The sequence below is a fragment of the Pseudoalteromonas aurantia 208 genome (genome assembly GCF_014858725.1).
Taxonomy (GTDB): domain Bacteria; phylum Pseudomonadota; class Gammaproteobacteria; order Enterobacterales; family Alteromonadaceae; genus Pseudoalteromonas; species Pseudoalteromonas aurantia.
The window spans coordinates 266,448-280,746 of the sequence record NZ_AQGV01000015.1 but is presented as its reverse complement, the minus strand read 5'-3'; the positions used below and the strand labels follow the sequence as shown (position 1 = coordinate 280,746).

9 protein-coding genes and 1 CRISPR repeat array are annotated in these 14,299 nt (G+C 41.4%); of the genes, 3 read left to right on the top strand and 6 right to left on the bottom strand.

The features are described 5' to 3' along the window. The first annotated feature begins 69 nt into the window (after positions 1 to 69). The gene (locus PAUR_RS19650) at positions 70 to 1,005 is read left to right on the top strand and encodes a DUF4097 family beta strand repeat-containing protein (protein ID WP_192509430.1); all 936 of its coding nucleotides are present in this window, start codon (positions 70 to 72) and stop codon (positions 1,003 to 1,005) included. 62 nt (positions 1,006 to 1,067) lie between these two features. On the opposite strand, the gene PAUR_RS19645 is transcribed toward PAUR_RS19650, so the two are convergent. The 3 genes from PAUR_RS19645 to PAUR_RS19635 form a co-directional block, all read right to left on the bottom strand. Further along, positions 1,068 to 1,487 (bottom strand): hypothetical protein, encoded by a 420-nt coding sequence (locus PAUR_RS19645; RefSeq protein WP_192509429.1) that lies wholly within the window; start codon positions 1,485 to 1,487, stop codon positions 1,068 to 1,070. Positions 1,488 to 1,728: 241 nt separating this feature from the next. Then, on the bottom strand, positions 1,729 to 2,991 hold the full coding sequence (locus PAUR_RS19640; RefSeq protein WP_192509428.1) for an RNA polymerase sigma factor: 1,263 nt from the start codon (positions 2,989 to 2,991) through the stop codon (positions 1,729 to 1,731). Positions 2,992 to 3,054: 63 nt separating this feature from the next. Beyond that, positions 3,055 to 3,252: a hypothetical protein gene (locus PAUR_RS19635; protein ID WP_192509427.1), complete on the bottom strand. Its 198-nt coding sequence runs from the start codon at positions 3,250 to 3,252 to the stop codon at positions 3,055 to 3,057. 975 nt (positions 3,253 to 4,227) lie between these two features. Between PAUR_RS19635 and PAUR_RS19630 the strand changes: the two genes are divergently transcribed. Together PAUR_RS19630 and PAUR_RS19625 are read left to right on the top strand one after the other, a co-directional pair. After that, complete coding sequence (locus PAUR_RS19630; RefSeq protein ID WP_192509426.1) at positions 4,228 to 5,802, top strand: ATP-binding cassette domain-containing protein; 1,575 nt, start codon at positions 4,228 to 4,230, stop codon at positions 5,800 to 5,802. 431 nt (positions 5,803 to 6,233) lie between these two features. Continuing rightward, positions 6,234 to 10,073, top strand: coding sequence for a sensor histidine kinase (locus PAUR_RS19625; RefSeq protein WP_192509425.1), 3,840 nt, complete (start codon positions 6,234 to 6,236; stop codon positions 10,071 to 10,073). Positions 10,074 to 10,299: 226 nt separating this feature from the next. On the opposite strand, the gene PAUR_RS19620 is transcribed toward PAUR_RS19625, so the two are convergent. The 3 genes from PAUR_RS19620 to csy3 all read right to left on the bottom strand — a co-directional run bounded on the left by PAUR_RS19620 (position 10,300) and on the right by csy3 (position 14,297). Then, the gene (locus PAUR_RS19620; protein WP_192509424.1) at positions 10,300 to 10,443 is read right to left on the bottom strand and encodes a hypothetical protein; all 144 of its coding nucleotides are present in this window, start codon (positions 10,441 to 10,443) and stop codon (positions 10,300 to 10,302) included. A gap of 485 nt (positions 10,444 to 10,928) precedes the next feature. After that, positions 10,929 to 12,516: a CRISPR direct-repeat array (repeat unit 28 nt; unit sequence TTTCTAAGCTGCCTGCGTGGCAGTGAAG). A gap of 149 nt (positions 12,517 to 12,665) precedes the next feature. Then, a complete protein-coding gene (cas6f, locus tag PAUR_RS19615; RefSeq protein WP_192509423.1) occupies positions 12,666 to 13,304 on the bottom strand; it encodes a type I-F CRISPR-associated endoribonuclease Cas6/Csy4 in 639 nt (212 codons plus the stop codon). A gap of 9 nt (positions 13,305 to 13,313) precedes the next feature. Beyond that, a complete protein-coding gene (gene csy3, locus PAUR_RS19610) occupies positions 13,314 to 14,297 on the bottom strand; it encodes a type I-F CRISPR-associated protein Csy3 (protein ID WP_192509422.1) in 984 nt (327 codons plus the stop codon). Between the last annotated feature and the right edge of the window lie 2 nt (positions 14,298 to 14,299).

The following is a 14,299-nucleotide window of genomic DNA, read 5'->3' as shown; positions in this document are numbered from 1 at the left end:
TCAATAAGTTAACTATTGGCATTATGATTGCTTCTTCAACATAAAAGCAAACTCCTTCAAAGGAATAAAATGATGATCAAGATTCTTACTCCAATATGTGCAGCTTTAGTCTTAAGTGGCTGTATTGTTCACGTTGGCGGTGCCGCGGCAAAAGCAGACAAGCATGAAACACAACAATTGGCAGTAAGCACTGCAGGACTGACATCTCTTGATGCCAACCTTGGTGCTGGCTCTTTAAAAGTAATAGGCGCGCCAAACCTGTCTGAAATCAAAGTTGATGCCGATATTTATACTTACGACGGGTCAGGGTACACTTTTACATTAGACACTTCTGGCAGCACAGCCAAGTTAATTGCGGAAACCAGTTCTCGCAGTGGTAATGTCTGGGTCGTCGGTAACCAAAGCCCCCGTATTGATTTAGTCGTCTATGTACCAGAGACTATGGCGTTGGATATTGATGATGGCTCTGGCGACATCCATATTCAGGGAATAACAAGCCATATCAACATTGAAGATAATTCCGGTGGAATCAATATCAACGGCGGTCACAATATTAATATTGATGACGGATCAGGTGATATTAATATCAATGGTGGCTATGCAATTGATATTAAGGATGGCTCTGGGAGCCTCAATATCAAAAACGCACAAGGCGATATTCATATCGTGGATGGCTCAGGTGATATGAAAGTTCACGACACAGTGGGTGAAATATACATTAAAGATGGCTCAGGCAGCCTCAATATCAAAAACGCGCAAGGTAATATTTCCATCAATGATGGCAGTGGTGATTTAAACGTGTACCGTGCACAAAAGAATGTTGAAATAGAAGATGACAGTGGCAGTATTTCAGTGGCAAAAATTGCGGGTAAAGTCACGATTGAAGACGGCTCGGGAGACATAGAAGTAAACCACGCTGGCAGTTTACATATTTCAGATGCAGGATCTGGTAGCGTGAGTATCGATAATATCCAAGGCCGTATTTCTGGTGATTTAAACCAATAAGCAAACCTCACCCAATAATGAAGTGCCTCAAACAAGGTCGACTTCATTATTGGCTATGCCCGTTAAAAGAACTTCATAGAACTCGTATCATCATTAAAACCAATTAATCTAAAGTCGGCTAAATCCCCTATGATCGTTCTATATTGACCACCATAATTCGCCTTTTGATAAACAGTCACACCAATCGCATTATAAACTTTAATTGCCGTGGTATTGTCATTAAAACCAATCACTCGGAAATCTGGCGTATCTTCAACAATAACTCGATACTGAGATCGGTAGTTCATATCATTATATACTACAGCCATTCTCATTTGCATGTTGACAGCATTATCAAATTTTAATAATTCAGAATCAGAAAGTTTATTTCTTACATCGTTAATTTCTGCATAGCTCATTTCATTTGTGTTTTGAAAGGTTAAATCCGCAGAAAGCGTATTGAAAGACATTAATGCTGCAATTGCTACCAGTGTATTTTTCATTTTATTACCTTATAATTTAATAATATCAATTTGAGCCTTCCTGACTCAATTACAAAATATATAAATAAATTAATACTTAATAGCTAGACTTTAGTGGTACAAATAAAAAACAAGAACATCATAATTCACATTATGTAAATAAAAGTAAAAAACAAATTAAATTCTAAAAAAACAAAAACCACAACCAATTTATTGCTAATTTACTAATAACATTTAATTAAACTGCACATATATATTTAAATCAATGTAAACCATCCAACAAGCGTTGCAACTGTTGCCGGATAATTTGATGCTCTAATATAGTCCCACCTCTTTTTTTTGCCAACTCAGCATGTATTAACGCCATATTTCTATCGCCTTTTAGCGCATATAAGTGTGCTAAAGTAGCATCAAGCGCATGGCTTTGTTGAAATTCACTGTTGTTAGTCAGGTTTTCCAATGACCCAATCGCTTCACCACATTGCCCTGCATAACCAAGTGCTATCGCTTTATTCAGCAATGCATGTGCAGATCCCGTTACTTGATACAGCATAGAATACAAACGAATTATCATACTCCATGGGGTGTGTTTAAAATCAGCTGTCATACAATGTAATTGCGCTATTTGTGCTTCAATTAAAAACCGCCCAAGCATTTTTGGTTGATATGCTAAAGACAAAGCTAATAACTCTTGCCCTTCACCGATAAGACTTTTGCACCACAACGAACGCTGCTGTAAATCAAGTGATACAACTTTTCCTTGGCTATCTTTTCTAGCGTTAAAACGTGCAAAGTGAAACTGCATCAATGCCAATAGCGCTAAGGTCTCGCCATTAAAGGTATCATCATTAAGTAACAATAGTTTAGTCATGCCAATGGCATCAGCACAGAGCATTTCATTAAATGGCTCTCGTTCACTCGAGCTTAAATACCCTTCATTAAACAATAGATATAAAATGGTGTGAACGGCCTCTAATGACGCATTAAGTTTATGGTTTTCTGGCAGTTCAAACTGACTTTGTGCTAAGCGTTTTTTTGTGCGGTAAAGTCTTTTTTTTACTGTTTCTTCTTTAAGTAACAATGCTCTTGCGATCGCTGCGCTTGATAGTCCACATAACACATTTAGAGCAAACCCAATGCGATTCTCAATATTGATATCACACTGACATACACAAAAAATGAGACGGAGTTGATCATCTTGAATTTGTGATTCAGCAAAAGCATCATCCAATGAACGTGCAAGGGGAGTGTTACTGGCCTGCCAAGCTATGGTTTGCATACTATATTGGTCGTGGGTTTGTTGTTTTCGTAGTACATCATAGGCTTGATTCTTAGCTACAGTGAGCAACCAAGCACAGGGGTTATCGGGCATTTCATTTGGCCATTTCAATAATGCCTTATTAAAAGCATCTTGAGCTACATCTTCAGCAAGCTGAATATTATGAACACCAAAGAGCTTGACGAGCACCGCAATAATTTTACGATATTGAGATTTATAGAGTAATGCAAGCTGCTGTTGCCACACAGTGTAATACCTTTGCCGTTCACGTATTAATAACTTAACACGAGAAATCACATTTTGTTATATCTACGATACCTCCCTATTTGTACCTATCACCACTAGCGTGTATTCAGTGTCATAAATAAATTGCGAAGCCATGTAATCCCAACGCTTATTGTTTATCCACTGTGTTGTGTAAACATGCAACTCGTTAGTTAACCTCAGCTCTGGATAAGCGAATTTGTCCAATAAAGCTATTTTTCTCACTCTCGGTGTTGCTTTCATTTGTAATAGCCCGCTATTACTGCATAAAAGCGCCTTGATATTGCACTAAATATCATCATGGGATTGTACGTAAGTTTGTTTGCAAAAATTTTCTATTCCAAAACCCTTAGCCAAACCTGAGGTTAGTTAAAAACCTTAACAGTCAATCATCGAGCGCCACTTTTCCATAACGCGTAATAGCTTGGCCAAGCTTCTTAACATCACAGCAATTAAACTCATAATAATATGACGCAAGCCGACAGCGGTGCACTGTAAATGAATTGAAAACACATTGACAATATATTGTATGCAATTTATGTTGGGTAGTAATTTAACATCAGAATAGAAGGAAATACTTATGAAACTAAAACTGACTAAGACTCACTTAAAATGTTTATACCAAGAAGGTAAAGGCTTAGGTCATGCGCAAACACCAAAAATAGCTGGAGGTGGCCCAAATTAAGCATTTTGCGATACAATGCGGCAATGCGACGATACACGATTATGTACTGGTGCATGGAAATGCTGGGATTACACCTCGGGTTGCTAGCTTAATATGACCTTAGCGCTAAGCGTAGCCAGAGTACTCTGGCTACCACAGCCAACGGCCTCACCAATGCAATTGCTTATCACCATCATGAATAACGAAAACGTCACCTTTTACCATAATAACTGAACGTTCGTAATTTTGATGCTCTATTACAAAAAACGCTCTTGACTCTTTGCTGAGCTGACCAAAAGCCTATAGAGCCAGCTATTAAACATCAGTAAGCGCTTGAATTTTTATTGATAAATCCATTACACTGGGTGCCTCTTTCTATTGTGGAGTGTACGCCGTCATGAACAACTAAGTCCTGTTATCCGAATTCTCATTCTTTTTTGGATCTACAGGGTTAGTGGGCGTAGCTCTATACCTATTAAATAAGTTCGCGACAGTGTCGCAACATCTCGCATATTGACTACCTCACTGCGCCTGTTTTTATCAGGAGGCTCATTGTGCCCATTTTTAAAATTCATAATCTCAGTTTGCAGCTCTCAGGTGGAGACGCCCTTTTTCACAATTTATCTTGGAACTTAACGGCATCGCGTGCAGCACTTGTTGGTCGTAATGGCATAGGTAAATCCTTATTAATTAAAGTAATTCGAGGTGAGATCCCCCCAACTCAAGGTGACGTGGTTTGTCATACAAATATTGGCTATTTTACCCAGCATCACGAAGAAAAATCGCCCACGTCAACATTGACCATTGCCGAATTTTTAGGGCTTTCAGCGAATTTACATGCCTTAGATGCTATCTCCATGGGGAGTTGCGACCCTAAAGACTTTGCCACTGTTGGTGATAACTGGTTATTGGCTGAGCAGCTCAAAACACAACTTAATGCGCTTAATATTAGTACTGATTACTGGCAGCACTGCCGTAGCCTAAGTGGTGGTCAACTTGCACGATTAAAATTATGGCAGTTGTTTAACGCCAACCATCAAGCCCTCATCCTCGATGAACCTTCCAACCATTTAGATCTCCAGGGGAAACGGTGGCTGATTGAGCAATTGCTATCATTTAGTGGCGCAATATTAATTGTTAGTCATGACCCACTACTCCTGCAGGAAATGACGGAAATTTATGAACTTACTCCCCATGGTTTAACGGCATTTTCAGGCAGTTATCACGATTTTTTAGAGCACAAAGGACGCCTTGAGCAGGCTTTAAATCAGCAAATTAATCACATGAAACGCGAACAACGTAAGTTACAATTGGCTACACAAACAAATCATGAAAAAGCCCAACAACGCGCAGCACAAGGTAATGCCTTACGTAAGCAAGGTAGCCAAGCAAAAGTGTTATTGGATGCCAAAAAAGACCACGCCTCAGCCAATACAAAGCGCCAAAAAATCACGGCCATGCAACAACATGCTAAACTAACACACAAAGCCAATCTACTCCTTGCTAAACAGACCAACACTGTACTTACCCATTTTGCATTACAGTCGCACGTAACCCGCAAAAGAAAAACCTTAATAAGAGCGCTACAACTACAACTCCCCTATGGCACACAATCCACCGTTGATCTTGTCGTACGTGAGGGTGAGAAATGGCATATTAGTGCCAACAATGGCGCTGGAAAATCAACCTTATTGAATGTGTTACAACAAAAAATACCAGCTACGTCGGGCACATTGCAGCTCAATGCAACGACCTTTTGTTTAGATCAAAACTATCAGTTGCTCAAGCTCAATCACAGCGTATTAGACAATTTGACTTCGCTTTGCCCAACTCTTAGTATAAGTGAAGCGCGTACCTTACTGGCAGGTATTGGCTTCAAAAAAGACCATGTTCACACCATTACAATGCATATAAGTGGCGGGCAAAAAATGAAATTAGCTATGCTCATTGTAAGTCATCAACCCAATCAACCTATATTATTACTCGACGAGCCGGATAATCACTTAGATGCTGACGCAAAACACCAACTCGCCAGCGCACTCAGACACTATCAAGGTGCCATATTACTCGTCAGTCATGACCCTGCTTTTATTGCTCATGTAAACATTGACCACACGCTCAATTTATAATTGAGACATATGAATGCAACCAAACCTTCTAAATATAAGCACAGTGTTGGTGTTTTTTATCACCAGCACTGTGCTTATTATTGTTACTTGTTGTACGCCACACTGATTTTCCATAGATTTAATGTATATAAACCTGCGCAGGTCACGCTGTAAGTGCCATACTTATACACTATTAGATATTGTTATAACATGGTGGGGGCTTACACTTTAGTCGTTATTGATATGTGCTCGGTTGTACCTACTTTTAATAAGGTAATTCGAAAAATAGGTATAATGTACACACGCAATACCACCCATCATCATTAAAAAACGAAATAGAAGTGGGTATTCATAATTCTCCCTCATTTGTCTCATATCGTTTTTAATGCTGCAATAATTGGCATTTAATACTGATAGCGTATACTTTGATCATCCCGAACAGGGTAACAACTATGAAAAGAAAACCAGTGCGTATTTGCTCTGTTGCATGGATGAAAAGCCGCTATGGAAATAGTATTTTATCAGCAATGGTCAAGTTTACTCTGCTCATTGGCGCATTTGGCTATGCCAATGCCAGCCCACTCGTTAACTTCCCATTTAGCCAGCCCGCTTTTCAAAACATTGATGATGAAGAGCAAATCATTAATGGGGTTGTTACCTCAGGGTTGGTCAGCAATAATGGCGTATTGTGGTTGACGACTCAAAGCGGCCTAGTCGAATATGATGGCTATCACTTCAATCGATATAAGCATAAAAAAGACGATATCAACAGCTTACCGGGCTCCTATATTTTTAGCATCGCAGAGCAAGCGTCAGGCCTTATTTGGCTTGCCACTCGCAGTAACGGACTGGCCAGTCTAAACCCTAAAAATGCCAAAGTAACCCGCTATAACACCACAACTGTTCCTGCAAAATTGGCCAGTAACTCTTTACGCAGTGTATTCGTTGACTCACAGCAGTCTATATGGGTAGGGCACGACAAAGGTGTTAATAAACTAGATAAAACAGGTAAAGTGAGTCAATTATATGCCTTACCTCATAATATAACCGGCATTACCTATCGTATTTTTGAGCCCAGTCCCAATGTTATTTGGATCGCAGGCACCTATGGTGTGGTAGAAATAAAAAATGATTCAGTACAAACTATTGCTGCCGTATCACATTTAAATGTAAGAGACATTATTGCCGACCAACACGGTAGCTACTGGATTAGCACCCACAGAGGACTGTGGATTTGGGATGGTAAAAACCATGTATCAGCGCCAAAGAACATGCCTAGCACGGCGCAGAAGTCTTATTTTAGAAATGCCGTATTGTCAGATGATGGATATATTTGGGCGTCAAATTACGGTGAAGGTATTTGGTTGTTTGACGTTCAATCACAGACTTTCTTACGCCAATTCGTGCACGACCCATCAAACATATCTAGCCTCACCTTTAACGATTTAGGCAAAATAATTAAAGGTCCTGATAATTCATTGTGGATCGGCAGTTGGGGCGGGGGGCTGCAACGCTTAGACCTAAACAGCACCGGACATTTCGCACACATTCGCCACTCATTAATGACCAACACCGGATTAAGCAATGGAAATATCCGCGCCGTAACCATACTCAACAACGGCCATTGGGTGTTTGGCAGTAAAAATGGAGGGATCGACATATTTAACCCTTATAAAGGTAAAATTGCCCATATTTCTAAAACCGTGAGCGGCGAACAGCTCACCAGCGTTATCGCTTTAACGCAAGACGACTCAGGCACAGTGTGGGCTGGCACACATGCACAGGGTATTATGCGACTTGATATTCCCAACCAAAAGGCCATTACACAAAAAATAGCAGGGTTACAGTCTGTCTCCATTTTTCGATTATTGGGGTTGAGTGATGGTCGAATTGCAGTTGGCACGAACAGAGGTGCATGTATCATAAATGATGCATTCTCCCGTTGCGATTTTATTAATAAACCTGATAACCAGCCTTTACTCGATAGTATTACCAACCTATACGAAGATAAGTTTGGAAACCTCTGGGTTACGTGCCATTTGGGATTGTTTAGATTAAGACCTAATGCCACGTTATTTGAACAATATAGCGCCCATAACAGTGATATTAGTAACAATTATGTACTGGGGTTGATCACCAATAAAGCAGATGGGTTATACGTGGTCACATCAACCGGGTTTGATGAAATTCCCAATGCCAATGCAGATACGCCCCAATTTTTTGATAAACAAAACGCGATGGGGCTAGGCTCTTATAAACCTGGTGGTAATGCATTAATAGACAGTAATGGTCGCTTATGGAGCGGCGCCACAATTTTAGAGTTTGATAAAAGTCAGTTACATCAATATGGCGCAGACGAAGGGGCCAGTATTGGTACAACTTGGCTCGGATCTTATGCGCAAAAAACCAGCCGTGCCATGTTGTTTGGCGGTACCCGAGGCGTACTCATCGTTGAACCTGACGGCTACAATGCCCCAACCCATAACAGCGAGATTGTGATACGTAAATGGCGACAAGGAGGAAAGACTTATGCCGTACCCACCGATACAGTGCCGACGTTAGACCCTAATGGGCGCACATTCAGTGCCCAAATCGCTGCTATTGATTTAGTGTACGCGAAACACATTACCTACGAATATCGACTTATTGGTTTAGACGAGCACTGGCTGCCTTTAGATGAAAATAGTCGATGGATCAGTTACACAAATTTAACCCCAGGACATTACCAATTAGAAGTACGTGCACACTATAATAACCTTGCTGGACAAGTTAAACCCCTAAAGCTGCCTATCAATGTTATGCCGGCATTTTGGCAAACCCAGTGGTTTAAGTTACTGATTGCCATGAGTGTTACCTTAATTATCAGTGGGTTGTTTAAATGGCGCATTGATATTGTTAAAGCTCGGGCAAAATATTTGGAAGTATTAGTTGGTCAGCGTACCCAAGAGCTCGCTGCAATTAACAAAATAGGTCGGCAATTCACCAGTCATTTAACGTTAGATGAAGTGTTTCATGATATTTATGAGCACATGGCCGGAATAGCGTGTGCTGACACCTTTGGTATTGGCTTAATTGATCAAGACAGAGAACATTTGGTCTTTGAGTTTGCAACAGAGCAAGGTATACGGTTTGAAACATATAAGCGCTCTTTGAATAACCTTGGCCAGCTTGCGGTACATTGCGCCATTAATAACCAAAGTATTTTAATCAATAATTATGACCTGCAATTTGAGTTGTATCACCCAAACCCAGACTCAGCTATTCACACGCTCAGCAATGGCAAAACCGGTGCACAAGCGGTCTCTATGATTTATGTTCCAATGAGCATTCAAAAACAAGTCATTGGCGTAATTGGTATGCAAAGTTTTAGAGAAAACAGCTACTCTAAAAATGATATTACCGTACTTGAAACACTCGCATCATATGCCGCGATTGCACTTGCTAATGCCAAGTCACATCAAAATTTAATTGAAGTACATGATCAACTAAAATTCAGTGTAGAGCAATTAAAAACCACCCAAGAAAAGCTGGTTATGCAAGAGAAAATGGCCAGTCTTGGACATCTGGTCGCGGGAGTTGCTCATCAAGTAAATACCCCATTAGGCATTGCCATGACGGCACTTTCAACATTAGATGAAGACTTCAAAAAACTAGAGCTCGATTTCACCAGCAACCAACTTAAACGCCAAACTTTAGAAGTATTTATTGAGCGCTACCAACAAGCACATGACTTAATGACCCCAAACCTGCACAGAACCGCCGAATTAATTCAACAATTTAAACAAGTAGCAGCAAATAGCAGTGATACACAAATCGGTAAAATTGACTTACATACACTATGCAAACAAGTTATCGCAGTAGCCGCAACACAAGCCCAAACCAAAAACATCAGTTTGTACTTAGACTCTCAAGACTCCCTCCATATTTTCGCCAGTTCAAATTCGCTTAACCAAGTGTTACTGATATTAATACATAACGCATTACAGCATGCATTTACCGAACAGGCCTCTAAAGAAGTTCGCTTGAGTTACCATCTTATTGAGCAACGTCTCATTATTCGCTGTCAAGATAATGGGCAAGGCATCGCCCCTGAGCTCATTGACAAAATTTTCGACCCTTTTTATACCACGTCCATACAAGATGGCGCAGTTGGATTAGGTTTAAGCATTGCGTACAACATTATTCATCAACATTTCAACGGCACCATAAAATGCTTCAGTGAACTAAACCAAGGTACATTGGTCGAAGTCGCATTGCCCGCTAACGCGCTTCTAAACAAACCGGAAACCTAGTCAATAAATAAGCATAACACCAGAAAATATTTCATAAGCAAAACTGTGACACCTTATCGCATATGTGCTATTAAATAGGCCCACGGTACACTGTGAAGTACCAAATAGAACCCCCTTCGGGGAAAGTGAAATAAGTCATGCAAAGGGTTTGCACTATGAAAAAAATGACACAGCGAAGAAGGCACATATGGTTTTTTATGTATTCACAGCAACACGCAGCCCAAATTCAAAATGGCAAGGATAAACCTGAGAAAGCAATATCTAAAGCGCCTGAGTCAGCATAGTAAGCCCAACTTACAACGATATTTTTAGTTGCTACTGTTACTTCAACACTAAGCCATAAAAAACGCTCTGTGTCCCTATCCTTCATCTTAAACTAAACCTTCGTCGCCCTTGCCCCACCTTCCCCACCTTCGTCGCCCTGAACTGGTTTCAGGGTCCATATTGAAACATATGCGGTATTGTAGATCCTGACCTGCGTCAGGAAGACGGAATGTGTACGACCTCACATCGAAGTGCCGCGCCACCTATGAAAACGAAAGCGTTTCGGCCACTCATCACCTAAGCTGCCTGCGTGGCAGTGAACACAAGAACGAGGTGATTGAGACATACGCGAAACCTCTAAGCTGCCTGTGTTCGAATCACCCAACTTCGTCGCCCTGAACTGGTTTCAGGGTCCATGTTGAAACATATGCGATATTGTGGATCCTGACCTGCGTCAGGAAGACGGGGTTTGTATCACCTCACATCGAAGTGCTGCACCCTCTATGAAACGAAAACGTTTCGGTCACTCATCACCTAAGCTGCCTGTGCGGCAGTGAATCTGTGAAAGATGGTGGCGAGGTGTCTGTTTCTTTTCTAAGCTGCCTGTGCGGCAGTGAATGCCACGCTTGATTTGAAAGCAGCCTCAATTTGTTTCTAAGCTGCCTGCGTGGCAGTGAAGGCAAATTGAACGCAATAACTACGGGCTAATAATTTCTAAGCTGCCTGCGTGGCAGTGAAGCTAACGTCAAGTCAAACTGAAGACAGTATGATTTTCTAAGCTGCCTGCGTGGCAGTGAAGGCCTTTTCAATTGATGTAAAAACGCAAGAGGTTTTCTAAGCTGCCTGCGTGGCAGTGAAGACGTATCCCATTTGCACTGAGTGGTACCATATTTTCTAAGCTGCCTGCGTGGCAGTGAAGATTGCCATTAAGCCAATTATAAATATGCGGCTTTTCTAAGCTGCCTGCGTGGCAGTGAAGTCGCACTTAAGACATTTACGGCCCCCGATTGATTTCTAAGCTGCCTGCGTGGCAGTGAAGAACAACATGCCTGAATTTGTGGACGCGTCAGGTTTCTAAGCTGCCTGCGTGGCAGTGAAGGACAGCAACTGGGACAGCAGCCTAAAATTTAGTTTCTAAGCTGCCTGCGTGGCAGTGAAGGACTATCTGCAAACCTTCGTAGGCTGAGTTGATTTCTAAGCTGCCTGCGTGGCAGTGAAGATATTCGGAAACTCTGCTTGGTTCATCCAAGTTTTCTAAGCTGCCTGCGTGGCAGTGAAGATCCAATGTATTGAAGACAGCGCAGCGCTTTGTTTCTAAGCTGCCTGCGTGGCAGTGAAGTTAACTGTATTGTTTGTGGGCCGTCATAGTCATTTCTAAGCTGCCTGCGTGGCAGTGAAGGGCTGAGTTGAGTGATTGCAAGTCGCCATTGATTTCTAAGCTGCCTGCGTGGCAGTGAAGTGCCAATCATTCAAATTCACGGTTCACAAAGTTTTCTAAGCTGCCTGCGTGGCAGTGAAGATATTGATTCGGGTATACGCCCATCCGTTGCTTTTCTAAGCTGCCTGCGTGGCAGTGAAGAATTGAGAGTATCCATGTTGATGAATTGGAGTTTTCTAAGCTGCCTGCGTGGCAGTGAAGTGTACCGTTTGCCACCCTCTGCAAGCACTAAATTTCTAAGCTGCCTGCGTGGCAGTGAAGGTACGAAGCATCGACAGACAAATCTTTATACTTTTCTAAGCTGCCTGCGTGGCAGTGAAGATGAAAACTCAGATTGGCTCGATGATTTTATTTTTCTAAGCTGCCTGCGTGGCAGTGAAGCTCAGATATGGATATGATTAACTTTAAAACCTTTTCTAAGCTGCCTGCGTGGCAGTGAAGGAAGTTGATGCGATAGCAGTGTACAGAAGTAATTTCTAAGCTGCCTGCGTGGCAGTGAAGCTAACGTTCAAGCAAACTCATTTGATGTGCAATTTCTAAGCTGCCTGCGTGGCAGTGAAGTAATTAGCGCAAGTCTTGAATACTTAATTACCTTTCTAAGCTGCCTGCGTGGCAGTGAAGATAACCATACATTTCAGGCGCGCAGGCCATTATTTCTAAGCTGCCTGCGTGGCAGTGAAGTTGTTATGCCTGAGCGTATTAGTGGCGGCAAATTTCTAAGCTGCCTGCGTGGCAGTGAAGTATAGAATAAATGAAAAAAGATAAGTTGCAACAGACTATTAAGGTAAAAAACCTATTTTTACCTTGTTAAAAATAGCATGTCACAACTTATTGTTTTTATTGCCAATTTTTAAAGAGCAAAAATAAAGGGTAAAAAACCCTTTCTTTTATTAGAACTGAGGCACGCACCCAGCCGAGTTTTCATCATTTACCTTTGCGTTCAATCCGTAACAATCAAATGTGCCATTTGTATCATTCTCGCGTTCTTGCATAGTAACAAATAGTGGGTACTTACTGTTTTTACCTGGTGCTTTCGCTTTGGTCTGTTGGCTATGCAAAAAGATAAAGGGGTGCTTGATATTTAACTCAGGTTTTGTCTGCTCAAGTTCAGCTAGGCATTCCTCTAATGGCTTACCGCTTTTTTGAGACCACCGCTGAGCTTTTTCTGCCATTTCACGTTCAATACGCTCAGGGCTTTTAACATTTTTTCGCGTAAAACTCACATAACTGACCTCATCTGGCACAGGTTTTATACCTTTAACATGCGCGTAATCTTCAAGTCGGTTTAACCACTTTGCTATATTCAAGCGCTCTAATTGCGATTGCTCCTTAGCGAACAGCCGTAATTTGCTGCCTAGTGGAAACTTAACTTTCTGATATTGAGGAAAACCAACCGCAATGTCGGAACGATTTTGCGCAACTTTATGTTCAACAAGCGCAATATGCACTTGTTGAAACACATTTTGCCAGATAAATCCCAGTGAGATCTCTGCGTCCGGTAATAAAGTGATTTCTTGGTAGTAATTCATTACAACTCCTTATTCACCGAACACGCCGCCTCGAATTAACATCGCCATAATGTAATGCTGTTGGTCAATCGCTGGGACTTTACCTTTTAATAACCATGCATCTAATAAATTATAAAAATCATTTTTCTCTTTGGGTTGCCTATATGCCGCCCCGCGATTAGTCACTGAACCGTATGGCTCTACAGCAATTGCCCCAATTTCACCCGCTTCAGGGTGCCATGTATCTATCGTTCGCAGGGCATTACCAATTTTTTGTGAGTGCATGGCAGCTTGTCCACCTAGCTGATATAAAAACTTACTTTTATCACCTTTTTCTCCTCCCATAACCAGCTCTTGCGATGGGTATACAGCTTGGCCTTGCCCCAACTTGCTGTAGGCCTCGACTTTAATAAATGCATGTTTTTCAATTAAACCCAATTGTATTATCTGGGCTAACTCGGCAATTTGTGAATTCTCTTCAAACTCTCTCAAGCTAAAATCGTAACTATCAAAAGTGAACTGTTTTCCTTCAGCACTCACGACCACTTTGACTTGTTCAGCCCCCACTCTGTTACGCCATAAAAAACGACCATTCGCAATATTGTGGGCATAGCGTTTTGCAAGTTCTTTAAACTCTGTATCGGTTTGATATTGTTTTACTAGTGATGCCAATGCAGACTGATATCTGGGGTCATTACACGTTGAAGGCATATGTAAGTTGTTTAATACTCTCAACGTAAACACCAGCTTTAACGTGTCAGTATTATGAGTTAAAGCGGCCACATCAACCGTTTGTAAGTTAGCTTTTGATACTTCCGCATCTAATTTTGCTGGATCATTGGCCTTCGCTGCTTTGAGTCGATTTGAAATCGTACCTCGTACTGCTTTTTCACCAACGATGATTGGCTCCCAACATGCATCAGCCTCATTACCGGCGAACATCAATGCGTCTGAAGGAATTAATTTGGCTTCAAAAGCCAATACTGAAGGTGTTTTAAGTTTTGCGTCTGTCATGT